This window comes from Bacteroides clarus YIT 12056 (assembly GCF_900129655.1).
Lineage (GTDB): Bacteria > Bacteroidota > Bacteroidia > Bacteroidales > Bacteroidaceae > Bacteroides > Bacteroides clarus.
The window spans coordinates 275,483-301,099 of sequence record NZ_FQWK01000002.1 but is presented as its reverse complement, the minus strand read 5'-3'; the positions used below and the strand labels follow the sequence as shown (position 1 = coordinate 301,099).

At 44.5% G+C, this 25,617-nt stretch carries 23 protein-coding genes and 2 tRNA genes; 9 read left to right on the top strand and 16 right to left on the bottom strand.

The features are described 5' to 3' along the window. Positions 1-64 precede the first annotated feature (64 nt). The 5 genes from BUB52_RS03335 to BUB52_RS03315 form a co-directional block, all read right to left on the bottom strand. On the bottom strand, positions 65-1,279 hold the full coding sequence (locus BUB52_RS03335) for a site-specific integrase (RefSeq protein ID WP_073212600.1): 1,215 nt from the start codon (positions 1,277-1,279) through the stop codon (positions 65-67). Positions 1,280-1,395: 116 nt separating this feature from the next. Continuing rightward, a tRNA-Gly gene (locus BUB52_RS03330) sits at positions 1,396-1,468 on the bottom strand. Between the two features lie 8 nt (positions 1,469-1,476). After that, a tRNA-Tyr gene (locus BUB52_RS03325) sits at positions 1,477-1,559 on the bottom strand. Between the two features lie 71 nt (positions 1,560-1,630). After that, positions 1,631-2,125, bottom strand: a complete 495-nt coding sequence (gene ribH, locus BUB52_RS03320) for a 6,7-dimethyl-8-ribityllumazine synthase (RefSeq protein WP_009122566.1) — start codon at positions 2,123-2,125, stop codon at positions 1,631-1,633. Between the two features lie 136 nt (positions 2,126-2,261). Beyond that, positions 2,262-2,945, bottom strand: coding sequence for a tetratricopeptide repeat protein (locus BUB52_RS03315; protein WP_009122565.1), 684 nt, complete (start codon positions 2,943-2,945; stop codon positions 2,262-2,264). Between the two features lie 322 nt (positions 2,946-3,267). Here BUB52_RS03315 and recF point away from each other — a divergent pair, with 322 nt between their 5' ends. Both recF and BUB52_RS03305 read left to right on the top strand, forming a co-directional pair. Continuing rightward, positions 3,268-4,404 (top strand): DNA replication/repair protein RecF, encoded by a 1,137-nt coding sequence (gene recF / locus BUB52_RS03310; protein ID WP_039950939.1) that lies wholly within the window; start codon positions 3,268-3,270, stop codon positions 4,402-4,404. Beyond that, positions 4,401-4,691, top strand: coding sequence for a DciA family protein (locus BUB52_RS03305; RefSeq protein ID WP_009122563.1), 291 nt, complete (start codon positions 4,401-4,403; stop codon positions 4,689-4,691). Before recF ends, BUB52_RS03305 begins: the two co-directional genes overlap by 4 nt. A 27-nt stretch (positions 4,692-4,718) precedes the next feature. On the opposite strand, the gene BUB52_RS03300 is transcribed toward BUB52_RS03305, so the two are convergent. From BUB52_RS03300 to gap, 7 genes are all read right to left on the bottom strand, one after another. After that, positions 4,719-5,504, bottom strand: coding sequence for a histidinol-phosphatase (locus BUB52_RS03300; protein WP_039950937.1), 786 nt, complete (start codon positions 5,502-5,504; stop codon positions 4,719-4,721). Further along, complete coding sequence (locus tag BUB52_RS03295) at positions 5,501-6,010, bottom strand: 5-formyltetrahydrofolate cyclo-ligase (protein WP_009122561.1); 510 nt, start codon at positions 6,008-6,010, stop codon at positions 5,501-5,503. Before BUB52_RS03295 ends, BUB52_RS03300 begins: the two co-directional genes overlap by 4 nt. Further along, on the bottom strand, positions 5,952-7,694 hold the full coding sequence (locus tag BUB52_RS03290) for a S41 family peptidase (RefSeq protein ID WP_009122560.1): 1,743 nt from the start codon (positions 7,692-7,694) through the stop codon (positions 5,952-5,954). The genes BUB52_RS03295 and BUB52_RS03290 overlap by 59 nt, the downstream gene beginning before the upstream one ends. A gap of 78 nt (positions 7,695-7,772) precedes the next feature. Next, a complete protein-coding gene (locus tag BUB52_RS03285; protein WP_009122559.1) occupies positions 7,773-8,210 on the bottom strand; it encodes a dCMP deaminase family protein in 438 nt (145 codons plus the stop codon). 14 nt (positions 8,211-8,224) lie between these two features. Further along, on the bottom strand, positions 8,225-8,743 hold the full coding sequence (locus tag BUB52_RS03280) for a DUF4847 family protein (RefSeq protein WP_009122558.1): 519 nt from the start codon (positions 8,741-8,743) through the stop codon (positions 8,225-8,227). Then, the gene (locus BUB52_RS03275) at positions 8,740-10,797 is read right to left on the bottom strand and encodes a M3 family metallopeptidase (RefSeq protein ID WP_009122557.1); all 2,058 of its coding nucleotides are present in this window, start codon (positions 10,795-10,797) and stop codon (positions 8,740-8,742) included. The genes BUB52_RS03280 and BUB52_RS03275 overlap by 4 nt, the downstream gene beginning before the upstream one ends. A 153-nt stretch (positions 10,798-10,950) precedes the next feature. Then, positions 10,951-11,961: a type I glyceraldehyde-3-phosphate dehydrogenase gene (gap, locus tag BUB52_RS03270; protein WP_009122556.1), complete on the bottom strand. Its 1,011-nt coding sequence runs from the start codon at positions 11,959-11,961 to the stop codon at positions 10,951-10,953. 141 nt (positions 11,962-12,102) lie between these two features. On the opposite strand from gap, the gene mscL reads away from it, so the two are divergent. Beyond that, positions 12,103-12,537, top strand: coding sequence for a large-conductance mechanosensitive channel protein MscL (gene mscL, locus BUB52_RS03265; protein ID WP_009122555.1), 435 nt, complete (start codon positions 12,103-12,105; stop codon positions 12,535-12,537). Positions 12,538-12,639: 102 nt separating this feature from the next. On the opposite strand, the gene BUB52_RS03260 is transcribed toward mscL, so the two are convergent. Further along, a complete protein-coding gene (locus BUB52_RS03260) occupies positions 12,640-13,353 on the bottom strand; it encodes a DUF5039 family protein (protein ID WP_009122554.1) in 714 nt (237 codons plus the stop codon). Positions 13,354-13,607: 254 nt separating this feature from the next. Between BUB52_RS03260 and guaA (BUB52_RS03255) the strand changes: the two genes are divergently transcribed. Together guaA (BUB52_RS03255) and guaA (BUB52_RS03250) are read left to right on the top strand one after the other, a co-directional pair. Then, positions 13,608-15,161 (top strand): glutamine-hydrolyzing GMP synthase, encoded by a 1,554-nt coding sequence (gene guaA / locus BUB52_RS03255; RefSeq protein ID WP_009122552.1) that lies wholly within the window; start codon positions 13,608-13,610, stop codon positions 15,159-15,161. 40 nt (positions 15,162-15,201) lie between these two features. Further along, positions 15,202-16,509: a glutamine-hydrolyzing GMP synthase gene (gene guaA, locus BUB52_RS03250; protein ID WP_009122551.1), complete on the top strand. Its 1,308-nt coding sequence runs from the start codon at positions 15,202-15,204 to the stop codon at positions 16,507-16,509. Positions 16,510-16,596: 87 nt separating this feature from the next. On the opposite strand, the gene BUB52_RS03245 is transcribed toward guaA (BUB52_RS03250), so the two are convergent. Beyond that, positions 16,597-17,283 (bottom strand): Crp/Fnr family transcriptional regulator, encoded by a 687-nt coding sequence (locus BUB52_RS03245; RefSeq protein ID WP_009122550.1) that lies wholly within the window; start codon positions 17,281-17,283, stop codon positions 16,597-16,599. Between the two features lie 176 nt (positions 17,284-17,459). Here BUB52_RS03245 and BUB52_RS03240 point away from each other — a divergent pair, with 176 nt between their 5' ends. Then, on the top strand, positions 17,460-18,056 hold the full coding sequence (locus tag BUB52_RS03240; RefSeq protein ID WP_009122549.1) for a MarC family protein: 597 nt from the start codon (positions 17,460-17,462) through the stop codon (positions 18,054-18,056). Here the strand turns inward: BUB52_RS03240 and BUB52_RS03235 are convergent. Then, entirely contained in the window at positions 18,050-18,703 is a 654-nt protein-coding gene (locus BUB52_RS03235; RefSeq protein ID WP_009122548.1) for a rhomboid family intramembrane serine protease, read from the bottom strand. The two genes, BUB52_RS03240 and BUB52_RS03235, sit on opposite strands and share 7 nt — an antisense overlap. Before the next feature lie 172 nt (positions 18,704-18,875). On the opposite strand from BUB52_RS03235, the gene BUB52_RS03230 reads away from it, so the two are divergent. From BUB52_RS03230 to BUB52_RS03220, 3 genes are read left to right on the top strand one after another with little or no spacing between them, the layout of a single operon-like run. Then, entirely contained in the window at positions 18,876-20,816 is a 1,941-nt protein-coding gene (locus BUB52_RS03230; RefSeq protein WP_009122547.1) for a glycogen debranching enzyme N-terminal domain-containing protein, read from the top strand. 14 nt (positions 20,817-20,830) lie between these two features. Beyond that, positions 20,831-22,096, top strand: a complete 1,266-nt coding sequence (locus tag BUB52_RS03225) for a glycosyltransferase family 4 protein (protein ID WP_009122546.1) — start codon at positions 20,831-20,833, stop codon at positions 22,094-22,096. Between the two features lie 17 nt (positions 22,097-22,113). Then, positions 22,114-23,529, top strand: coding sequence for a glycoside hydrolase family 57 protein (locus tag BUB52_RS03220; RefSeq protein WP_009122545.1), 1,416 nt, complete (start codon positions 22,114-22,116; stop codon positions 23,527-23,529). Positions 23,530-23,977: 448 nt separating this feature from the next. Here the strand turns inward: BUB52_RS03220 and BUB52_RS03215 are convergent, their stop codons facing one another. Continuing rightward, a complete protein-coding gene (locus tag BUB52_RS03215; RefSeq protein WP_009122544.1) occupies positions 23,978-25,594 on the bottom strand; it encodes a BamH family beta-barrel-assembly machinery protein in 1,617 nt (538 codons plus the stop codon). Between the last annotated feature and the right edge of the window lie 23 nt (positions 25,595-25,617).

Below are 25,617 nucleotides of genomic sequence, written 5' to 3'. Positions count from 1 at the left end.
TGATTTTGTCTGTAAAGATAGGAAAATGCCACCTTATCATAAAGAGACAAAGCGGCATTTATTTTTACAGCAGGTTTTGCATGGCGGCATCTATCTGTTCGTTGTCGAAGCTGTCAAGATAGACTTGCGTTGTAGATAAGTCTGAATGTCCCAATGCTTCACTTATCAATGCTATACTTACACCTGATTTTTTTAGAACACTGGCGAATGAATGGCGTGCAACATAGGTTGTCATATTGGCATCAACATTTAATTGTGCTGCAATTAGCTTTAGGTTCTTATTGACGTTACCTAACATCTTATGTATTCTGTTCTGTTTTTGGAGTGGTGTCTTGTGAATATTGGCATTTAAAATGGGGAACAGATAGCCTTTACTTTCGCTCTCATATTTTTTTATGATTTGCATAGCTTCCTCTGATATACCTAATTTTATCAGTTTGCCTGTTTTCTGACGTATATAGTGTATCCTGCCATTTGTGATATTGGCTTTTGTCAGATTTGCGATGTCTGTAAAATTAATACCGCCACACAGATAACTGAAAATAAATATGTCTTTGCTAAGTTGGACGTATTGCCGTTTACCAATGTAATCAACTTCTTTAGTGAATTTCAATATTTCTGTTTTGGCTATTGCACGTTTCTGTGTTTTCGTATCGAACTTATTGATTTTATATTCGTCAAAAGGATAATCAGATTTACGGGCACATTTAGCTTTTATGGCTTTATTGTATGCACTACGGAGAGTACGGAACATTAAGCTCATGGTTGTTTCCTTATTGCATTTTGAACGTAACCATTTCTCATATTTATTGAGCCACGATATGTCTATTGCGCTGAACGGTATATCCAATTGATTTTTTGTAAATACTTTCAAAGAGTTATAAGAACTTTTATAGATAAGTCTGTTGCCGCATTTATCATTGTTTTTGTATTGTTCGATTAGTTCTTGATAGAATTGACAGACTGTTTTCAATTCAAACTTTTTGTTTTTGTCATTGAGTAGAGTAGTGGTAGTATATTCTTTCTGTTCAGAGTTGAACTCTAACACTCGTTGTTGTAACTCTGTTTGTTTATCAAGAATGATTTTCTGAATATACTCCTTATTGGGACAGTTTGGTTTTGGCTTATTTCGTGTAAAGTCCCAATGACGGGGTAGGACAGATATACCTAAACTTTGGTATTTCTTCTTTCCGTCTTTACAGATACGGAGCATTAATGGATATTCGCCATTTGATAGTGTCTTTGACTTGTAACATACCACTGAAATTGTAGCGTTCATACTGATTTTGGTTTAACTCTCGGTTTAACTCATGCGGTTAAACCATAGCCAAATCGGAAGTGCCTAAAAACAAAAATCAGATAGAAATCTTGCGATAACTATCTGATTTTCAGAAGAGCGGAAGACGGGGCTCAAACCCGCGACCCTCAGCTTGGAAGGCTAATGCTCTATCAACTGAGCTACTTCCGCAATTTTAGTGGGCAAAGATGGATTCGAACCACCGAAGGCGTAAGCCAGCAGATTTACAGTCTGCCCCATTTGGCCACTCTGGTATTTGCCCTTTTGCTACCGAGAACTCCTTAAATCTCTCTTTAAGCAGCTTTGTTTCTCAATTGCGGTGCAAATATACGACTATTTTTGTAAACTCCAAGCAAAATCTATCATTTTTATTGCAGTAATTGCACATTCATCGCCTTTGTTACCCAGCTTGCCGCCTGCACGGTCCTCTGCTTGCTCCATTGTATTGGTGGTAATTAATCCGTAAATTACTGGAACATCGCCACTTGCGTTTAATTGGGTGATTCCTTGCGTTGCGCCCATGCAAACGTAATCAAAATGCGGTGTATCTCCACGAACTACGCAACCAATCGCAATTACAGCATCGACTTCGCTGTATTCTATAATTTGATTGGCGCCGAAAGTCAACTCGAAACTGCCGGGTACGGTTTTTATCATGATATTTTCGTCTTTCGCTCCGTGTTTTTTTAAGGTATCGACCGCTCCTTTTAAAAGAGCGCCGGTGATATTGTAGTTCCATTCGGATACTACGATGCCGAATTTCATATTCTCTGCACTGGGTACTGAATTGAAATCATAATCCGAAAGGTTGTGATAAGCTGTAGCCATGATGAATTAAAGATTAAGAATTAAATAATAGGAAAGTATAAAAGAGGAGCACGGATTACACGGCGCTCACGGTTTTGACTTCCGTGTATATCCGTGTAATCCGTGCTCGAATATCTTATATATGATAAGGTATAAATTACTTCTTCAAGAGCTTGGCTTGTTCGATGTATTTATCAATGTCCATAGCCTGATATGAACGGAAGTATTTATCCTTAATGGAAGTATATGCCTTGATAGCATCGTCGTACTTACCCTGCTTAACCAGGATTTCTCCGGCTTGCTTCAAGTAGATGGGGCTGAGCGTATTGTTATCGGCTTCGTCGGCGGCTTTCAGCAACATGGAAGATGCCTTGTCGAGTTGACCGAGCTGAGCGTAGCAGTTACCCATGGCGCCTTTCATGGCGGGAGCTACCATCTGGTCGTCTCCGTCAAAGCTGTCCAATGCTTTTACGGCTTCGTCGAATTTGCCGAGATGTGCATAGCAAAGACCTGCGTAGGCTTTTGCAAGGTTGGCTGCGTCTGTACCGCTGTATTGGTCGGCTATCTTGATGAAACCTACGTAACCGATGCTGTCACCGTTCAAGGCTTCTGCGAAAGCGTCGGCTTCAAAGTATTCCTGTCCTTTGAAAAGAGCTGCCTGCGCTTTTTCCTCACGAGGTTCCGCATAGAGGTTCTTGTACATTACTATACCTGCTATAATGATGATTATAGCCAAAATAGCACCGATGATTGCCTTTTTGTTCTTGATGAGAAATGCCTCTGATTGTGTAAGTGCGTCTTCCACGTTTAAGGCTTCGTTCGTCTTCTTTTGTTCTGCCATTTTTTATATATTCTTTTTGTTATTATTCATTAATAGCTGATTCGACCCGCAAAAGTAAGTTTTTTATAGCTATCAACGAAATTTAGCGGCATCTTTTTTTATTTTACATCTCAAAACCGCGGAATTATTTTGCTTTGTATTCTCTTTATTTAAAAATGAAGAGAAGCCGCACTTCGGCAGAATAAGATGAATGACTTCGTTTTATTCTGCTCTCGGTTTAAATGAATTCTTCACGCTTGTAAGAGGAAACAAGTATCCTCTTGACTTACTTAATCGGAATTTTGCATTATCTTTGCGTGGAAAAGCAAAGATAAACCGTCATATGATACTGAAGCGTATATCCATACTCAATTATAAGAATCTGGAGCAAGTGGAACTCGCGTTCTCTCCGAAGCTGAATACCTTTTTCGGACAGAACGGAATGGGAAAGACTAACTTGCTGGATGCCGTTTATTTCCTTTCTTTCTGCAAGAGCGCGGGCAACCCCATTGACTCGCAGAATATAAGGCATGACGCGGACTTCTTTGTGATTCAGGGATTTTATGAAGCTGCCGACGGTACGCCGGAAGAAATTTACTGCGGCATGAAACGACGGCAGAAAAAGCAGTTCAAACGGAACAAGAAGGAGTACACGCGTTTGTCCGACCATATCGGTTTCTTGCCGCTGGTAATGGTATCTCCCGCCGATTCGGCATTGATAAACGGAGGCAGTGACGAGCGCCGCCGCTTTATGGATGTCGTGATTTCACAGTACGACAAAGAATATCTGGATGCGCTGATTCGTTACAACAAGGCATTGGCGCAGCGAAATACATTGCTTAAAAGCGAAACGCCGGTAGAAGAAGAACTTTTTCTGGTGTGGGAAGAGATGATGGCGCAAGCCGGTGAAGTGGTGTTCCGTAAGCGGGAAGAGTTTATCAGGGAATTCATTCCGATTTTCCAGTCTTTTTATTCGTTCATTTCACAGGACAAGGAGAAAGTCGGGTTGACTTATGATTCGCATGCCCGTGACGCTTCCCTGCTGGAAGTGCTGAAAGAGAGCCGTACGCGCGATCAGATTATGGGATTTTCCCTGCGCGGCGTACATAAAGACGAACTGAATATGTTGCTGGGTGATTTCCCTATCAAGCGGGAAGGTTCGCAAGGGCAGAACAAAACGTATCTGGTAGCTTTGAAGCTGGCGCAGTTCGACTTTTTGAAACGGACAGGTACTACGGTTCCGTTGTTGTTGCTCGATGATATTTTTGATAAACTGGATGCTTCGCGCGTGGAGCAGATCATCAAACTGGTAGCAGGCGATAATTTCGGGCAGATTTTCATTACGGATACCAACCGCGAACACTTAGACCGCATTTTGCATAAGGTAGGCAGCGATTATAAGATGTTTCGCGTAGAGAAAGGAGCCGTTTCCGAAATGGCTGGAAACCAAATATTGACCGATGAGGAGAGTGAAGCATGAAACGGAATGATGCCGAACAGATAGGTAAACTGATACGGAGCTTCCTGCGGCAGGAAAGCTTGGAATCGCCGCTGAATGAGCGGCGGCTTATCAGTTCATGGGCTGAGGTGCTGGGACCGACCATCGCATCTTACACGCGCGAACTTTATATTAAGAACCAGGTGCTGTACGTGCATCTTACTTCCGCCGCTCTCCGTCAGGAACTGATGATGGGACGGGACTTATTGGTAAGGAATCTGAACCGGCACGTAGGAGCGCAGGTGATTACCAATATCATATTCCGGTGATATGTGTACGCTTTACGCAGCTTTCTTTTAGCGCATCATTCTTAGCGTGTCTGTTGTTTTAATCTTCAAATTTTTCAGTTCCTGTACGGCGCGTCCGTAATAAACGGGAGTTTCAAAATCTTTATTATTGTGCGCATCCATTCCGATAATGGCTGTACATCCCTCGTTGGCAGCAATGCGCCAGAAATCCGGACAGGGATAAGTGGTCAATCCATGCGCTTCGTTGTAGGCCACATAGCCTATATTATATTCCAGCGGAATATTGAGACGCGCCGCAGCCCGGCAGATATGGCGGCTGATTGCGGTGCAGTGGTGGTCGAACCGGGGATAAGAGCGCATGAACAGGTCGGGGTGGGCAAGGCAACTGTACAGGCCGCTTTCCATGCCTTCGACGGCGCTCTCCTCGTACAGGTCGAGCATATCCCGGCTGTCTGTGTGGTGTCCGAAGTAAGGGAACTTCTCGTCCGTATGGAAATGGTGGTTGCCGAAAATGATATAATCCAGCCGATATTGTTTAATCTGTTCTTTCAGCCAGGGAATATAGTCGGGGAAGTATTCGCATTCCAACCCTATCTTTATCCGGATTTGCTCTTGATACTTCTCTCGCAGATGTTGCAGGCTTTCGATATAACCCGGCAGTTCTTCGGGAAGCATACGCATATCGGCTACGTAGTCGGTACGGTATTTCCAGGGAGTGTGGTCTGAGAAACCGAGTATTTGAAAACCGCCTTTGATAGCGCTGAGAACGTACTCTTCATCGCTTCCGACGGCATGCATGCAGCGTGTGGTATGAGTGTGATAGTTAGTTTTCATTGTTGTGTTATGACTTCATCCATACGGATGTCGAAAGGCTCCGCAGGAACTTCTTCTACGAGTTGAAACGGGAAACAGATGCCGGCTTTGTATGCAGAGGGTATGCGGGGAAGCAGTCGGTCGTAATATCCCTTCCCGCGTCCTAAACGATTTCCGTTGCGGTCGAACGCTACGCCCGGAACAGCGATAAAGTCTATTGCGGCGTAGTCGGTGAACAATGTTCCGGTAGGCTCCTCAATGCCGTATGCTCCCAGGGTGAGGTCTGCGGGGCCTGTATAGACGCGAAGTTCCAAATCGTCACCTACGACGACGGGCAGAAGTATCTGTTTCTTTGTGCTCCATTTTCGGATGAAGTCGTGCGTATCTACTTCATCCGGTAAGGAGTGGTACAGTAATATTATGTTTGCCGCCCTGAAAGCCGGGTGCGTTTCGAGGGCGGCAAGTATCTCAGCAGACTGCGACTGATGCGTAATGGTAGATTTGTGAAGGGTCTTCAACAAAGCCATACGCTTGCGCAGTTCTTTTTTCTTTTCCATCAGCATTCTCTTCTTCTTGGCCGGCTTGTAGCGGAGCTTTCGGGAAAGCCTCGTCACGTTCCAGAATTTCCAACGCTTTCTTTACGGTAGCGTCGCTCTCGTTGACATACCGGATATAGGCTTCTTTACCCAATGTATTGTAGATGATATTGCCGTAGAGGTTTCGTTCCAGCAGTTTATAGGAACGGTGTATCAGCAGATTGCGCCTTTTTACTCCTTTGGAATCGGCAAAACGTATGAATTGCTCTACGATACCTTGGTGACGTAGGTATTTCAGTAAATCCTGTTCATTCTCGAACGTACTCAACTTGGCACGGTTGCGGTCGGTATATTGGAAGCTGAACTGTATAATCAGCCCTTTGTTGCCGACCTCTATCAGATAGGAGGATACTCCGGTCGTGTCTTGCGGTACGAATACGTCGGGCATGATGCCGCCGCCGCCATAAACGGGGCGTCCCAACCCGGTGGAGTAGCGCAGGTTTTCGTCGAGCTTGATACTGTCTTTAGAGAAGAACTCTCCATGTTCGTAGCGTGTCAGCCAGTCCATTTCGTATTTGGAGTCTTTTCCGCTTTCGTAGGGGCGTTGGATGCAACGTCCGGACGGGGTGTAGTAGCGGGCGATAGTCAGGCGGATGGCCGAACCGTCACTGAAGTCGATAGGTTGTTGCACCAAACCCTTACCGAACGAGCGACGGCCTATGATGGTTCCCCGGTCGTTATCCTGAATGGCGCCTGCAAAGATTTCGCTGGCAGAGGCCGAGCCTTCGTCCACCAATACTACGAGCGGTGTCTTTTGGCAACTGCCCGTACCGTTGGCATACTCTTCCATACGGGGATATTTACGTCCCTGTGTATATACGATAAGCTTTCCTTCCGGAAGGAATTCGTTTACCATACGTGTGGCAGCTTCCATGTAACCGCCGGTATTGCCGCGCAGGTCGATGATGAAACCCTTGCACTTCTGGTGACTCAGTTGGGCTATGGCATTCAGCAACTCCACGTGTGAGGTACGTCCGAACTTGCTGACTTGTATGTAGCCGAAATCATCGTTGAGCATATAGGCGGCGTCAATCGTGTTTTGAGGAATGTCTCCGCGTGTAATGGTAAAGTCCAGCAACTCTTTTTCGGTGGCGCGCTTTACTCCTAATTTCACTTGTGTGCCTTTAGGGCCTTTCAGGTTGCGCATGGCTTTTTCATTAGTCAGCCCTTTGCCGACGAACAAGCTGTCGTTGACCATGACGATGCGGTCGCCTGCCATTAGTCCTACCTTTTCGGATGGGCCGCCCTGAATAACGCTGTTCACGTGTATGGTATCTTCCTGTATCGTAAACTGGATACCGATACCGCTGAAACTGCCTTCCAACTCGGAATTGACTTCTTCCAGCTTCTGTGCGGGAATATAAGTGGAGTGGGGGTCAAGCTCCGCCAATATCTGCGGCATGGCTTTTTCTACCAAGTCGGTCATGTCGACACTGTCTACATACTGGTCGTCCACCACTCGCAGCAAGGCGTTCAGCTTGTTGGACGAGCCGTTGATAATACCCAAACGGTTTCCTGCGAAGTGTTTGGCATAAAACGTTCCGATAAGGATACCCGCTACTACACTGATTGCAATAATAAGCGGTGTGAAACGGGAAGAGTTCTTTGTACCCATAATGATATGTACTATTTTACAATTTACTATTTACTGTTTTGGCTGCGCATGAGGTTGGAGGCTGTCGACTTTCAGCTTTCAATGCTCCGCTGAAACAAATATTACCTCGATGCCTGCTCGTTTCAGCAGTTCGATACCGTCTTCCAGCCGATATTTTTCGGAGTATACGACACGCTTGATACCTGCCTGGATGATGAGCTTGGCACATTCTATGCAAGGGGAAGCCGTGACGTACATGGTGGCTCCGTTACTGCTGTTGTTGGAGCGCGCTATCTTGGTAATGGCATTGGCTTCGGCGTGGAGTACATACGGTTTGGTGACATTGTTTTCGTCTTCGCATACATTCTCAAAACCGGATGGCGTGCCGTTGTATCCGTCCGAGATAATCATTTTATCTTTTACGATGAGTGCGCCTACCTGGCGGCGTTGGCAGTAAGAGTTTTCCGCCCAGATGCTTGCCATGCGTATATAACGCTTGTCCAACGCTTCTTGTTTGCTTCTCGTAGTCTCGTCCATATCTTCAGTTGTATTTAGCGGGCTGTGAATCCCATGACTTTCGTTGTATTTCCGTCTTTAAAGTAGAGGGTCAGATTGTGTATATCCCCCTCGTACTTGAATACGTTCAGCACGCCGTTGATGAATACCTTTGCCAGTTTATCGCTTTCCGTACCGATAACTTTTCCGCTGATGTTTATGGTATGTTCCTTGCCGTCTATTTTCAGGGTAGCGTCATCGATGCTTGATTTGGCGGCATGGGCGCTGACGGTACCGGTTACTTCTCCGTTTACTTCGGCGCAGTTGAAGTTCAAAGTGAAGTTTCCATCTGTTTTGAGCAGTTCACGACTGGCTTTCTCTTCGGCTTCGTTATTCCACAAACCTTGATAGAATTGTTCTTTCCCTTTTTCGGTGGCTATGCGGCTCAGCTTCCAGGTTTTGTTGTTGAAGATTTCCATTACATCGTCCTCATTGTTGCAGGCGCTGAAACCGAGAAGTATAGCCAGCAGCATCAGGCTGCAGCCTATCGTCTTTATATTTATTTTCTCTTTCATTGCTTTATTCCGTTTCTGATTAATAGTGCGTCTATGGTCGGCTCTTGTCCGCGAAAACGTTTATAGAGTGTCATCGGATGTTCCGTTCCGCCCTTCGATAGGATGTTTTTGCGGAAAGAGCCGGCTACATCCGGATTGAAGATACCACGCTGTTTAAAGAGTGAGAACGCGTCTGCATCCAATACTTCCGCCCATTTATAGCTGTAATATCCGGCAGAATATCCGCCGGCAAAGATATGTGAGAACTGGGTGCTCATACAGGTTTCCTCCACAACGGGAAGGATTTGAGCTTTTTTCCAAGCCTGTTTCTCATAGGCTTTGACGTCTCCTTCGAATGGCGTGTTACGCGTGTACCATGCCATATCCAGCAATCCGAAACTTACTTGGCGCAAGCAGGCATAGGCTACGTTGAAATTCGATGAGTCTACGATGCGCTGTACCAATTCGTCGGATATGAGTTCTCCGGTTTGGTAGTGGCGGGCAAAGGTGTGCAGGAACTCTTTTTGGGTGGCGAAGTTCTCCATGAACTGAGAAGGCAGTTCCACAAAATCCCAATAGACGTTTGTGCCGCTCAGGCTTTCGTAAGTGGAGTCGGCGAATATTTCGTGCAGGCTGTGCCCGAACTCGTGCAGGAAAGTTTCCACTTCATTGAAAGTCAGCAGGGCGGGAGTGTTCTGCGTGGGCTTGGTGAAGTTCATTACGATAGATACGTGCGGGCGGCTGTTTTCGCCGCTTGCTTCGTCTATCCACTGCCCTTTATAGCTCGTCATCCACGCCCCCGAACGTTTCCCGGTTCTGGGATGGAAGTCGGTATAGAGCACGGCAAGATATGTGCCGTCCTTGTCGAATACTTCGTAGGCTTCCACATCTTTGTGATAGACGGGAATATCTGCGTTTTTCTTGAAGGTGATGCCGTATAGCTTGCTTGCCAGTCCGAATATACCTTCTTTTACTTTGCTCAGCTCAAAGTAGGGGCGGAGCATTTCGTCGTTGATGCTGAACTTCCGGTCTTTCAGCTTTTGAGAGTAATAACTCCAGTCCCACGGCATCAGGATAAAGTCGGCTCCTTCTTCACTGCGTGCCAATGCCTGTACTTCGTCATATTCTTTTTGTGCGGTGGGCGTATAGGCTTCCAACAATTGATTTAACAGTTTGTATACGGTATCGCTGTTTTGAGCCATTCGCTCTTTCAGGTTGTACTCGGCAAAGTTATCATAACCCAGCAGCCGGGCTATCTCCATGTGGATGTTGGCAATCTTCTTTACGATTTCCAGATTGTTGCAGGCATTGTCGTGCGTACACTTCGTATTATATGCCATGTACAGCTCACGGCGTAGGTCGCGATTGTCGGCATACGTCATAAAAGGGCTGTAGCTTGGAGCGTGCAAGGTAAATACCCAACCCTCTACACCTTTTTCCTGTGCGGTTTCTGCGGCGGCGTCAATGGCGCTTTCAGGTAAGCCGGAGAGTTGGGACTTCTCGGTGAGCACCAATCGGTAATCGTTCGTTTCTTTCAGGGTGTTTTCACTGAATTGAAGTGTCAGCAGGCTCAGTTCCTTGCATAAGTTGCGGTACTGTTCTTTGGCGTCTCCTTGCAAGTTTGCCCCGTTACGTACGAAGCCGGTATAAATATCTTCCAATAATTTGGATTGTTCCGGGGTAAGTTTTGCCTTGTCAGCCAGCTCATATACGGTTTTGATGCGGGCAAACAGCTTTTCGTTGAGGCTGATGTTGTTCTCATGCTCGCTCATCAGCGGCATGATTTCCCGTGCGAGCTCCTGTAATTCGTCGTCGGTTTCAGCACTGAGCAGATTGCCGAATACGGTATTGACACGATGCAGTAATTCACCGGACTTTTCATAGGGTACTATCGTATTCTCAAAAGTCGGTGCGTCGGGATTATTGATGATGGCGTCTATCTCTCCATTTTGCCGGCGGATGCCTTCGTGGATGGCAGGCGCATAATGTTCGGTCTTTATCAGGTTGAAAGGAACAGTCCCGTGCGGAGTAGAATAAATTTCAAAGAAAGGGTTTGAGGCTTGTATCTTGTTCATGATTAATAATGCAAATTAAATGTTAGTTCGACTATACTTACCTGTAATTTATCCAATTTATCAGGTAAAGAATATTCTAACTGCAAATGTGCAAAAAAAATAGGCGACTTCATAAAAGAAGCCGCCTATTTTTTATTATTTTCTAACTGTATATTAGCAGTTAACAGATGCCATGTGAGCGATCAGGTCAAGAACCTTGTTAGAATAACCGATTTCGTTGTCGTACCAAGATACAACTTTAACGAAAGTGTCAGTCAAAGCGATACCAGCCTTAGCGTCGAAGATAGAAGTACGAGTGTCACCCAAGAAGTCAGAAGAAACCACTGCATCTTCAGTGTAACCCAGAACACCCTTCAATTCGCCTTCAGCAGCTTCCTTCATGGCAGCGCAGATTTCAGCGTAAGTAGCCGGTTTAGCCAAGTTAACTGTCAAGTCAACTACAGAAACGTCCAAAGTCGGAACACGCATAGACATACCGGTCAGTTTACCGTTCAAAGCCGGGATAACTTTACCTACAGCCTTAGCAGCACCTGTAGAAGAAGGGATGATGTTACCTGCAGCGGCACGACCACCTCTCCAGTCTTTCATAGAAGGACCGTCAACTGTTTTCTGAGTAGCAGTTGTAGAGTGAACGGTAGTCATCAAACCGTCAGTGATACCCCATTTGTCGTTCAATACTTTAGCGATAGGAGCCAAGCAGTTAGTAGTACAAGAAGCGTTAGATACGAATTGAGTACCCTTAACGTAAGTCTTCTCGTTAACACCGCAAACGAACATCGGAGTGTCATCCTTAGAAGGAGCAGACATTACAACGTATTTTGCACCTGCTTCGATGTGAGCCTGAGCTTTGTCTTTGCTCAAGAACAAACCTGTAGATTCAACTACGTATTCAGCGCCTACTTCGTTCCATTTCAAGTCAGCCGGATTTCTTTCAGCAGTGATGCGGATAGCCTGACCGTTAACGATCAATTTGCTGTTTTCAACATCAGCTTCGATAGTACCGTCGAATTGACCGTGCATTGTATCGTACTTCAACATGTAAGCCAAGTAATCTACCGGGCAAAGGTCGTTAATACCAACGATTTGGATATCGTTTCTTTTCATTGCAGCGCGGAATACGAAACGTCCGATACGTCCGAATCCATTAATACCTACTTTAATCATTTTGTTTAAACTTTTAAGGGTTTTATAATGTTTAAAAAATAAACTTTCAAACTTTTCCTACAATTCTTTTGGAATTGCGGTGCAAAAGTAAGAAAATGTTTTTATATTCGTACTTAAAATCATAATTAAATAATTGAAAAGATGGGAAAAAGTTCATTTTTACAGGAATTTAAGGCTTTTGCCATGAAAGGTAATGTGGTGGATATGGCTGTCGGTGTCATCATCGGCGGTGCGTTTGGCAAAATCGTGTCTTCTGTCGTGGCCGATGTGATTATGCCACCTTTGGGTTTGCTGATCGGTGGCGTAAATTTTACCGACTTAAAGTGGGTGATGAAGCCTGCCGAAGTGGTAGACGGTAAGGAGATTGCAGCCGTAACGCTGAATTACGGTAACTTTCTGCAGGCTACTTTCGACTTCCTCATTATCGCTTTCTCCATCTTTATGTTTATTAAGCTGATAACCAAGTTGACGGAAAAGAAGAAAGCGGAAGCACCTGCTGCTCCTCCTGCACCGCCCGCACCGAGCAAGGAAGAAGTGTTGCTGACTGAAATCCGCGATATCTTGAAAGAAAAATAATCATTGGTCCTTTATTTGTAAGGACAGTTCATGGGATGTGTCAAAATCGATGATTAATCGTCATTTTGACACATCTTCTTCATTGGATAAAAAGATTGTTATTTAGTCTTCCTTCAAGTTGTATTTCAGTCTTTGATATTTGCGGGTGGTTTCCCGTTGAAGGCCGCTAAGCGTACTGATTTCAATGGATAGTTGTTGAAGGTCGGGATTGGTTTCTTTAAGAATGCGTTCTGTCTTATAATTGTAGATTTCCGGAACGATTTCCCGATTCTTTTTACATTCATTCAATAAATAGTAAGCGCAGGCAATGTAATGTTCCTTGATGGCTTTGCGTCTTTTTTCAAGTAAGGGGCGGTAAGCTTTATCCTCCTTGTATATACGCTGGTAGAAACCATCCAAAGCAACTTTACGGTCTTTCTTCTGCTCTGTGGTGATAGCTCTTTTATATAAGGAATCAAGGGTTATGTATTCGGGATAGGATTCCAGTAATGCGTCAAATTCTTTTTTTGCTTCTTCGTAAGCCAATCTCAACGGTTCCAGTTCTTGCGGTTTGATGGTGGTGGCAAGTTGTACTAACCGGGGTTCCTGATTGAAGTTTGTGATTCTGGAGAGCTTCTTGCAATACTCTATATACTTTTCCGTCAGTTCCCAATTGTACTGTAAAGTTTTCTCTTGTAAGTCGGCTTGTATATTTGTCAATGCATTTTCCAATAAAGCGATTTCGTTCTGTAATGAATCTGCCTTGGAGAGCGTTTGGGCTGTTATCGGTAATAGACAGCAAACAGCAAAGGTTAGAGATAGGATGCTTTTCTTCATGATAGTAGATTTACTTTGGTTAGTTATTTCGAGGGCAAATATAAATTCTTTACTTTATAAATCCAATAAATTCTTTATATTTTAGGTAAATATAGACTCCATTCGCAGGTAAAGTGTATTCTTTCCATACTGAAGTGTGGATATACTTTCCGGGAAGGCGGGAAAGGCGATACGAAGAATTCTCCCGCAATATTTCTTTCAGTTTTAGAAATAATCGTATCTTTGTGCTCCAAATTATTAACACCTCTGTTTCTATGCAAGAAAAGATTATCATTCTTGATTTCGGTTCGCAAACTACGCAGCTCATCGGCCGCCGGTTACGCGAACTAAATGTCTATTGCGAGATTGTGCCTTACAACAAATTTCCTCAGGGAGATGCGAGTGTAAAAGGAGTTATCCTTTCGGGTAGCCCCTTTTCTGTTTATGACAAGAGCGCATTCAAGGTGGATTTGAGCGATATTCGCGGGAAATACCCCATTTTGGGTATCTGCTACGGTGCGCAGTTTATCTCTTATAGTAACGGCGGACGGGTGGAGCCGGCAGGAACCCGCGAGTATGGACGTGTTCATCTTGGCTTCTTCGATTCGGAGAACATCCTTTTCAAAGGGATAAGGAAAAATACCCAGGTATGGATGAGTCATGGAGATACGATTACTGCCATTCCCGATAACTTCAAGGTTATAGCTTCTACGGATAAGGTGGCGATTGCCGCCTATCAAGTGACCGGCGAGAAAATCTGGGGAGTACAGTTCCATCCGGAAGTGTATCATAGTGAGGACGGTACGCAGATGTTGCGCAACTTTGTGGTGGACGTTTGCGGTTGCAGCCAGAGTTGGAGTGCCGCATCGTTTGTAGATACCACTGTCGCCGAACTGAAGGGGCAGCTTGGCAATGACCGCGTTATTCTGGGACTGAGTGGCGGTGTGGATTCTTCGGTGGCCGCCGTATTGCTGCATCGTGCCATCGGCAAGAATCTGACCTGTATTTTTGTAGATCACGGTCTGCTCCGCAAGAACGAATTCAGGAATGTGATGCGCGACTACGAGTGTCTGGGACTGAACGTGATTGGCGTAGATGCCAGCGCGAAGTTTTTCAAGGATTTGGAGGGAGTGACCGAGCCCGAACAGAAGCGTAAAATCATCGGTCGTGATTTTATCGAAGTATTCGATGCCGAAGCGCACAAGATAACCGATGCCCGCTGGTTGGCGCAAGGTACCATTTATCCCGACCGCATCGAGAGCTTGAACATTACGGGCAAGACTATCAAAAGCCATCACAATGTGGGTGGTCTGCCCGAGGAGATGAATCTCCGTCTGTGCGAGCCGTTACAATGGCTGTTCAAAGATGAGGTTCGTCGCGTGGGACGTGAATTGGGAATGCCCGAACATTTGATTACCCGTCATCCTTTCCCCGGCCCGGGATTGGCAGTCCGTATTCTGGGAGATATAACGCCGGAGAAGGTACGTACCCTGCAGGAAGCCGACGATATTTTCATTCAGGGCCTGCGTGACTGGAAGGTTCAGGATACTGCAGGAAACGAGACATCACTCTACAATCAGGTTTGGCAGGCGGGCGTCATTCTTCTGCCGGTGCAGAGTGTGGGTGTGATGGGCGACGAGCGTACCTATGAACGTGCGGTGGCTTTGCGTGCCGTTACTTCCACCGATGCCATGACGGCGGACTGGGCGCATCTGCCCTACGAATTTCTGGGCAAGGTATCCAATGATATTATAAATAAGGTGAAAGGCGTGAACCGCGTAACCTATGATATATCTTCAAAACCACCCAGCACAATAGAGTGGGAATAAGACCGACTGAAATTATTAACTTAAAAAATAATATAGAAGAATGAAGCAGGATATGATTGTGATTCTGGATTTGGGAAGTCACGAAAACACGGTGCTTGCCAGAGCGATTCGTGCGTTGGGAGTATATAGCGAAATCTACCCGCATGACATTACCGCCGCCGAACTGAAGGCCTTGCCGAATGTGAAAGGCGTTATCATCAACGGTGGTCCCAATAATGTGATTGACGGGGTATCCATCGACGTACTGCCCGAGATTTATGAAGCGGGATTCCCTGTAATGGCTGCCGGTCATGATAAGGCTTTGTGCGAAGTGAAACTTCCCCGGTTTACAGATGATGTGGAAGCTATTAAAAATGCGGTCAAGTCTTTTGTATTCGATACTTGCAAGGCTGAAGCCAACTGGAATATGACAAATTTCGTCAATGACCAGATAGAACTGATACGTCGCCAGGTAGGTGACCGTAAGGTACTGTTGGCGCTGTCCGGCGGTGTGGATAGTTCTGTGGTGGCTGCGCTGTTGCTAAAAGCTATCGGTGACAATCTGGTGTGCGTACATGTGAATCATGGACTGATGCGTAAGGGTGAGTCGGAAGCCGTTATTGAAATTTTCAAGAATAAGCTGAACGCTAACCTTGTTTATGTGGATGCTACAGATCGTTTCTTGGATAAGCTGGCAGGCGTAGCCGACCCCGAGCAGAAGCGTAAGATTATCGGTGGCGAGTTTATCCGTGTCTTTGAGGAAGAGGCCCGTAAGTTGGACGGCATCGACTTCTTGGGACAAGGCACTATTTATCCTGATATTGTAGAGAGCGGTACCAAGACTGCCAAGATGGTGAAGTCTCATCATAATGTAGGCGGTTTGCCTGAAGATTTGCAGTTTGAATTGGTAGAGCCGCTGCGTCAGTTGTTCAAGGACGAAGTACGCGCTTGCGGTCTTGAACTCGGCTTACCGTATGAAATGGTGTATCGCCAGCCTTTCCCCGGACCGGGTCTGGGTGTACGCTGCCTGGGAGCTATCACACGTGACCGTTTGGAGGCAGTCCGTGAGTCGGACGCTATCTTGCAGGAAGAATTCCGGTTGGCAGGTCTGGATAAGAAGGTATGGCAATATTTCACTGTTGTACCCGATTTCAAGTCAGTAGGTGTACGTGATAATGCCCGTTCTTTTGACTGGCCTGTCATTATCCGTGCCGTCAATACGGTGGATGCCATGACTGCCACTATCGAACCGGTGGATTGGTCTGTCCTGATGAAGATTACCGACCGTATTCTCAAGGAGGTGAAGAATGTCAACCGTGTTTGTTATGATATGTCTCCGAAGCCCAATTCTACCATTGAATGGGAATAAAATTATAGACTGATTATTTTCAGACGCGCGCTGACGCGGATGACACAGACTTTTTCTTCTTGGGCTGCGTCATTCGCGTCATCTGCGTTAAAGAGATAGCAGATATAAGTTTTCAGACAGCTTCTCCGCATCGGGTATTACGATTTCTCCGCGATGTAATTCCGCCAATCCCTTGGCTTGCATACTATTGAGAGCTTTTGATACTCCTGCCCGGGTATCGTTGACGATTTGCGCCAAGTTTTCCATTTTTATTTTCAGTGCTTTCTCGCCCGATAAACGTTCTACATGGCTGAGGATGAAGTGGGCGATGCGGGCTTCGAGGTTATCACCGGACACAGCCCATAAACGGTTATGCAGCATTTGAGTACGGTTACTGACTATATTCATATAGTTCAAACGGAATATCTCATAATTAAAGAGTTCTTTCATGACGAACGCCTTGCTGATGCTGACGGTGTGCGCTTCCGTTTTTGCCCGATATGTAGAAGCATAATGCGTTTTCATACCGAACATCGAGTAAGCCTCAATCAGGTAGGGAGCCGGAAAGTATTCTGTAAAGCTGTAAGAAGAATCGACGGATGAGGTGGAAGATGCGACTTCTCCTTTTAGAACGAAGACCAGTTCATGACAGGAAGTCCCTTCTTTTAAAAGAAGTTCGCCCGGCTTATGTTTTGTGAAGTGCAATTTGACTTTTTCCAAAATACGGGTAAAGTCTTCCTGGGCAAGTCCTTGAAAGAGGGGTAGTTGTAATAGCGTATCAAACATTGTTTCCATATCATTCTCATCTTCTGGTTTACGAGCAAAAGTAGATATAATCGAAGTCTGCCGTAAACACTTGCCCTCTCTTTTTGTTTTTTTTATTATTTCTTAAACGTGCTATTCATTCGCTTTTAAGAAATTTTGCGAAATGCATAAAAATAGATTATCTTTGCAGAAAAAAGGAGGGACGTATGTTTTCAGCATTTAATTGGCAACAGATGACCAGCGCTTTTATCGTGCTGTTTGCCGTGATAGATATCATTGGTTCTATTCCTATTATCATTAACTTGAAGGAGAAAGGAAAAGATGTAAACGCATTGAAAGCCACATTAATATCGCTTGGCTTGTTGATTGGCTTCTTCTATGCGGGTGATATGATGCTGAAATTGTTCCATGTGGATATTGAATCATTTGCCGTTGCCGGTGCATTCGTCATATTTCTGATGTCATTGGAAATGATTCTTGATATTGAAATCTTTAAAAACCAAGGGCCGATTAAAGAAGCAACGCTGGTTCCGTTGGTTTTTCCGCTATTGGCTGGAGCAGGGGCTTTTACTACTTTGCTTTCTTTGCGTGCCGAATATGCCAGCGTCAATATCATTATAGCGTTAGTGCTGAATATGATATGGGTATATTTTGTTGTCAGTATGACAGGACGGGTTGAGCGATTCTTAGGTAAAGGCGGTATTTATATTATCCGTAAATTCTTTGGTATCATTCTATTGGCTATATCGGTACGTCTGTTCATGGCAAACATCTCATTACTTTTGGAGAGCTTCCATCAATAAGGTTGTTTTGTTTCTTCTTCAGAGGAGGCTTCTTCCTCTTCCTCATCAATGTCTTCCTCGTCTGCGAAAGGTTCCGGGCGTTGAGGACCGTATTTCATAAAAGCGATGGAACAGAGCGTTCCTGTTATGGCACCGCTGAGATGTCCTTCCCAAGAGGTCGTTTCTTTGGCGAACTGTGGAAACATGTTCCATACCAATCCTCCATACAGAAAAGTTATTAATAGAGAAATTGCTATGAGTGGTACGTGTTTTCGTAATAATCCGCTAAAAAACAGGAAGAATGCCAAGCCGTAAATAATACCGCTTGCGCCGATGTGCCATCCCGGTTTGCCTATAAGAAAGGTGAATACTCCGCAACCTATCCAGATTGTAAAAAAGATATAGGGCGCAATATCCCGATAGAAATAAAACAAACACCAGGACAAGAAGAAAAAAGGAATCGTATTGGCAAAAAGATGTTTAAAACTACTGTGTACTAACGGATGTGCAAATATACCGAATACTCCTCGCTTTTCCATTGGATAAACTCCCAGCTTTGTAAAGTCCCAATCCATGCCTGTTTCCAAGAATTTCAGTATATACAGGATGAATAGTAGAAATAGCGGTATAATCGCAGCCAGAACTATTCGTTGCACGTCACGCTTCATATATTGTACAGGGATTTGTTATTTTCGTACAATGCTACGAATTATTTACTTGAAAAACGAAAAAAAACTGACTTTTTATTTTGCGTATAGGCTTTAATTCGTATTTTTGGGCATCGCTACAAGCTTTGTAGCGCATATACCTGAATAATTAACCTTTAAATAATGCACAACTATGAGTTATTTACGATTTGACAAGACCTTGATGGTTAATCTGCAAGAATCTTTGCCAAGGGAGATACTTCGGACTAACAAATCGGGGGCCTATCATTGTACAACGATTGTAGATTGTAACACACGCAAATATCACGGCTTGTTGGTGATTCCTGTTCCCAACCTGGATGATGAAAACCATGTGCTGCTGTCTTCTTTGGATGAAACGGTAATTCAGCACGGTGCGGAGTTTAATCTGGGGTTGCATAAGTATCAGGGAAATAACTTTAGTCCGAATGGACATAAGTATATCCGTGAATTTGATTGCGAGCATATCCCGGCGACTACCTACCGTGTGGGAGGTGTTATCCTCCGTAAAGAGAATGTTTTTGTACATCACGAGAACCGGATTCTGATTCGTTACACCTTGGTCGATGCCCATTCGGCAACAACGCTCCGGTTCCGTCCTTTCCTGGCATTCCGCAGCGTACGCGAATACACGCACGAGAATGCGCAGGCAAGCCGTGACTACCAGTTGGTGGAAAATGGCATTAAAACCTGTATGTATCCCGGTTATCCGGAACTTTATATGCAGCTGAACAAAAAGAATGAATTTCATTATCAACCGGATTGGTATCGCGGCATTGAATATCCGAAAGAACAGGAACGCGGATATGATTTTAATGAAGACTTGTATGTACCCGGTTATTTTGAAGTAGATATAAAGAAAGGTGAAAGCATTGTTTTCTCTGCCGGTATTTCAGAGATTTCACCGCGTAAACTGAAACAGGCCTTTGAGGCCGAAGCCGCAGACCGCACTCCGCGCGACAGTTTCTATCACTGTTTAAAGAATTCCGCTCACCAATTCCACAATAAGCAAGGAGAAGAACATTATGTACTTGCAGGTTATCCCTGGTTCAAATGTCGTGCACGCGACTTGTTTATTTCCTTACCGGGACTAACTTTGGCAGTGGACGAACAAGATGAATTCGAAGATGTTATGAATACGGCGGAAAAAGCTATCCGTAATTTCATAGAGGATAAACCGGTAGGTTATAAAATCTATGAAATGGAACATCCCGACGTGCTTTTATGGGCAGTGTGGACTTTGCAACAATATGCTAAGGATACATCGCGCGAACAATGCCGCTTGAAGTACGGTAAGCTGTTGGAAGACATCATGAGATATATCCGTGACCGTAAGCATGACAATCTTTTTTTGCATGAAAACGGCTTGCTTTATGCAAATGGCAAGGAAAAGGCCGTTACATGGATGAACTCTACGGCTAACGGACATCCCGTAATTCCTCGTACCGGATATATCGTTGAGGTGAATGCGTTGTGGTACAATGCTCTGCGTTTTGTTTCGGATATTGTACGTGAGGGAGGAAATGACATTCTTGCGGATGAGTTGGATACTCAGGCGGAGATAACGGGTAAATCTTTTGTGGAGGTTTTCCGCAATGAGTACGGTTATCTGTTCGATTATGTAGACGGCTATATGATGGATTGGAGTGTTCGTCCCAACATGATATTTGCCGTAGCTTTTGATTACTCACCGTTAGACCGCGCGCAAAAGAAGCAAGTTCTTGATATTGTGACAAAAGAATTGCTGACTCCGAAAGGTCTGCGTACGTTGAGTCCTAAGAGCGGAGGGTATAATCCGAATTATGTCGGTCCTCAGACCCAGAGAGATTACGCTTATCATCAGGGTACAGCCTGGCCGTGGCTTATGGGCTTTTACATGGAGGCGTATTTACGTATCTATAAGATGAGTGGTATTTCGTTCGTAGAACGTTATTTGATTGGTTTTGAAGATGAGATGACGAGCCATTGCATAGGTTCTCTGCCTGAATTGTTCGATGGAAACCCACCGTTTAAGGGAAGAGGCGCAATATCGTTTGCCATGAATGTAGCGGAAATTCTGCGCATTTTGAAATTATTGTCTAAGTATAATTTATAAGAGGAGGAACGAAGATGAAAGTTTTAATGTTTGGTTGGGAATTTCCTCCCAAAATATATGGCGGTCTTGCAGTTGCATCATACGGAATAACTAAAGGATTGAGCTTGCAGGGGGATGTGGAAACGACTTTCTGTATGCCCAAGCCCACAGGTGAAGAAGAGCAATTCTTGAATATAATCGGCATGAACCAAGTGCCTATCGTATGGCGTGACGTCGATTATGATTATCTGAAGTCGCGTTTGTCGACAATGAGTCCGGAACAATACTACGCTCTGCGTGACCATATCTATTCGGATTTCTCTTATATGCACGTCAACGACCTTGGCTGTATGGACTTTGCCGGCGGTTATCCGGGAAATTTGCACGAAGAAATCAATAACTTTTCGATTATAGCCGGAGTGGTGGCGCGTCAACAGGAGTTTGACATTATCCATGCACACGACTGGTTGACCTATCCGGCCGGTGTACATGCGAAAATGGTAAGCGGCAAGCCGCTCTGCATTCATGTTCATGCCACTGATTTTGACCGTTCGAGAGGAAAGGTTAATCCTACTGTCTATTCTATGGAAAAGAACGGAATGGATTACGCCGATTGCATTATGTGCGTATCGGAGCTTACCCGTCGCACAGTTATCAATGAGTATCATCAAGATCCAAGAAAGGTATTTGCCATGCACAATGCTGTGTATCCGCTGTCGCAGGAGCTTCAGGATATTCCGCGTCCGGATCATTCTAAAGAGAAGGTGGTGACTTTCCTCGGACGTATCACCATGCAGAAAGGACCGGAATACTTTGTGGAAGCTGCTGCGCTGGTATTGCAACGTACCCGTAATATCCGTTTTGTAATGGCCGGTTCGGGTGATATGTTGAATGCCATGATTAACCTGGCTGCCGAACGCGGTATTGCCGACCGTTTCCATTTCCCCGGTTTTATGAAAGGCAAACAGGTATACGAGGTTTATAAAAACAGTGATGTGTTCGTTATGCCTTCTGTTTCCGAGCCTTTCGGTATCGCTCCGCTGGAAGCCATGCAGTGTGGAACTCCATCTATTATCTCCAAGCAGTCCGGATGCGGTGAAATCCTTGATAAGGTGATTAAAACCGATTATTGGGATATTCACGCTATGGCCGATGCTATCTATTCCATCTGTATCAATCCGTCTCTATTCCATTATCTTCAGGAAGAAGGAAAGAAAGAAGTGGACGGAATTACTTGGGAAAAGGTGGGCTTGCGAATTCGCGCTCTTTATGAGGATGTGTTAAGAAACTATGGTAAATAATAAAACAATAAATACTAATGAGAACTATCTGTCTTTATTTTGAGATACATCAAATTATACATCTGAAACGTTATCGTTTCTTTGATATCGGTACAAATCATTATTACTATGATGATTATGCTAATGAAACAAGTATAAATGAAGTTGCCGAACGCTCGTATATTCCTGCACTGAATACGCTTATCGAAATGGCGAAGAATTCGGGCGGCGCGTTTAAAGTGGCTTTATCTATCTCCGGCGTGGCATTGGAGCAACTGGAAATCCATGCGCCTGCTGTAATCGATTTGCTGCATCAGCTCAATGATACAGGATGCTGTGAGTTTTTAGCCGAACCGTATTCTCACGGACTTTCTTCTTTGGCCAATGAGGATTGCTTCAAGGAAGAGGTTATGCGTCAGAGCGCTAAGATGAAACAGATGTTTGGCAAAGCTCCGAAAGTGTTCCGTAATTCCAGCTTAATTTATAATGACGAGATTGGCGCTGTGGTGGCCAGCATGGGCTTTAAAGGTATGCTGACTGAGGGTGCTAAGCATGTACTTGGTTGGAAGAGCCCGCACTATGTATATCATTGCAATATGAATCCGAATTTAAAATTGTTGCTACGCGATTTTAAATTATCTGATGATATCAGCCTGCGCTTCTCTAATTCGGAATGGAGTGAATATCCTTTGTTTGCGGATAAGTATATCAATTGGATTGACGCGTTCCCGCAAGAAGAACAAGTTATCAATATATTTATGGAGCTTTGCTCGTTGGGAATGTCACAACCTCTGTCTTCCAATATTCTGGAATTCCTGAAGGCGTTGCCTGCATGTGCTAAAGAAAAAGGCATTACTTTCTCAACTCCTACGGAGATTGTTACCAAACTGAAATCCGTATCGCAACTGGATGTTCCATATCCTATGTCATGGGTTGATGAAGAAAGAGACACAAGTTGTTGGCTGGGTAATGTAATGCAGCGCGAAGCTTTCAATAAACTGTATAGTGTGGCCGAACGCGTACACATCTGTGACGACCGCCGCATCAAGCAAGACTGGGATTATTTGCAGGCAAGTAATAACTTCCGCTTTATGACGACTAAGAATAGCGGGGTGGGTCTGAATCGTGGTATTTACGAATCACCTTATGACGCTTTCACCAATTACATGAATATTTTAGGAGATTTCATCAAGCGTGTCGATTCCTTATACCCGGTAGATATTGATAATGAGGAATTGAATGCCTTGCTGACTACAATCAAAAATCAAGGGGATGAAATAGAGGAACTTCATAAAGAGTTGGAAAAAGCGCAGAATAAGCTGGAGAAGGAAAAGGCCGCTGAGAAGAAGAAAGAAGCGAAAGCTGCTCCTAAGACTGCTGCGAAACCTGTTGCCAAATCTACTGCAAAAAAAGCCGCATCAAAGAAGAGCACCGCGAAGGTCACCAAAGAGTAAAGTTTGACTTACAATAATGTGAGAAGTCCTCCATGCTTTGTTAAAGTACGGAGGACTTTCTTTTTGTTCTTTTATTCCCTATTCTCCGGTTAGATTTATAACCTGATTAGATAAAATAATATGTTAATCTGATATCCAGTGCAATACGAGTACCAACTTTATACCACTCTTTGGCAGTTGTCGTACCAACGCTGGGCACTTCTCCTACCAAAGGGTGATATGCATCATATCGAGCATTGGTATCTCTTGTACCAGACGTTGGTATGGAAGGTATCAAGTAGGGAAAGTGAGGAATAGACAGGGACTATTTTCTTTTTATATGCAGATTATATAAATCTTGGAAAGAGAGTTTTTAGTTATGCTATTGCTTCATGACTGATTGAATAGAATAAGCCCTTCAAAAATAATCATTTTGAAGGACTTATTTATTTCTATGAAGTATTTCGCTTTATTTGTTGAAAGAAGTATAGGTAACTTCTATCTGCAAGTTGCTTCCGCCATAGGTCGGATCTCCGCCTTTTAGCTTGGCATACGTAGGTTTCAGGTCATGCTGAATGCCAATCATGGAAGGAGTGGTGCTGTTCGTATCATACGTCACGACTACGGGGATTAATACAACCTTATCCCAGTTCTCCCCTTCACCGCCGGGCTGGCTCCATGCCGCTTCCCATGCCGCTTCATCCCACGCTGCGCCTGCGTCTTCTTTTGCTTTCTGTTTGGCGGCCTTTTTCTCGTTGATACAAGCGGAGACTAAACGGGCGATATTCTTAAATGTATATTGGTTCGTCTCCACACTGTTGTGAGTGGCGACAAAAGAGGTAACATTGTCCGTAAGTTCGTTATTGACAAAGAAAGTGTCCATGTCTTTCTTGCGCAATAGCAAAACCGTTTCCGGCGCACTCATGCTGAACTTATATTTGTTGTTATTCTCCTGATTATAATTCGTGAAAGTCAGTTTAACGGCATTCAGCGTGTCGTTGGTCAACTCTTCATGTATTTTATCATAGGGCAAAGTAGCCTCTGTGAAGATGCCGGCGGGCGATTTGAGATAACTCCAGCCTTTCTCGCTGTCGCTGGTCACTTTCTTTTTCAGTTGCGGGGAGTTCTCGAATCTGTTGGCTTGGACAACTTCTTTCGTAGAGGCAAATACGGTTGCCGTACTGTAATATAAAGAGTCGGCGGGTTTGCCTTCCGCATTCAATGTACCGTCTTTCTTAGTGAGTTTTACCCCTAAGCTGTCCACATAATGGAAACGGAATTGCATTTGTAAGTCCACGCGGTCGACATATAGAATGGTTCCATCGCCATAATCGGTTTCAATATATACGCCTTTCAATACATTATCGATAAACTTATCCGAGTTCTTGAAGAAGTCGTTCTCTCCTCTCTGATAAGCTCTGTTTAACTGCAGCAGCTCGTTACCGAACTCTTTGCTTAAAGGCAGGGTTACATTCGGATAGAAAAGACTGTTACCATTGGAATCGGTGGCGTTTCTTACCGAATCGGGTACGGAAGTATCGTAGGCCGTATACGCTTTGTGCAGTTGGAAATATCCGGTTGTAAAGTTCGGCTTATTCGCTGTTACCTTGCTGAAATAATCTTCCGGATTAATATCGGTATAGTGGTTGTTCGTTAATCTTCGGTTCAATTCGTATACCGACATTCTGCATGGATTCAAAGAATCTCCGTACCATGAAGCGTAGTATATTGTCAGTTGGGCGGAAGATACGGTATCGCCGGCCATCGTTCCCGTATGGGTCTCGTCGTTGTATTCCGCAGGAAATCTAAAGTCATCGGCGCAGTTCAACTCTGTCAGAAAACTGGCTTTATAATTCCCGAAACCGTTCGGATCGGGGTCGGTGAACGTACCGACGTATCCCGTGCTCGTCTTGGCATAAACAGGTCCTGCGAGAATGGATTTTGTAGAAACCTCGAAAGTCTTGGTTTGGGCGGAAATACCATCCGAATCGGGCAGCATACCCATACCCAGTGTTCCGGTATTGTCATCGCATCCGTAGAAAGCCAGAAGTGCCAAAAGCAATATCCCTAAATATTTTACTTTCATAATTCTTCGTCTTGAAATCAACT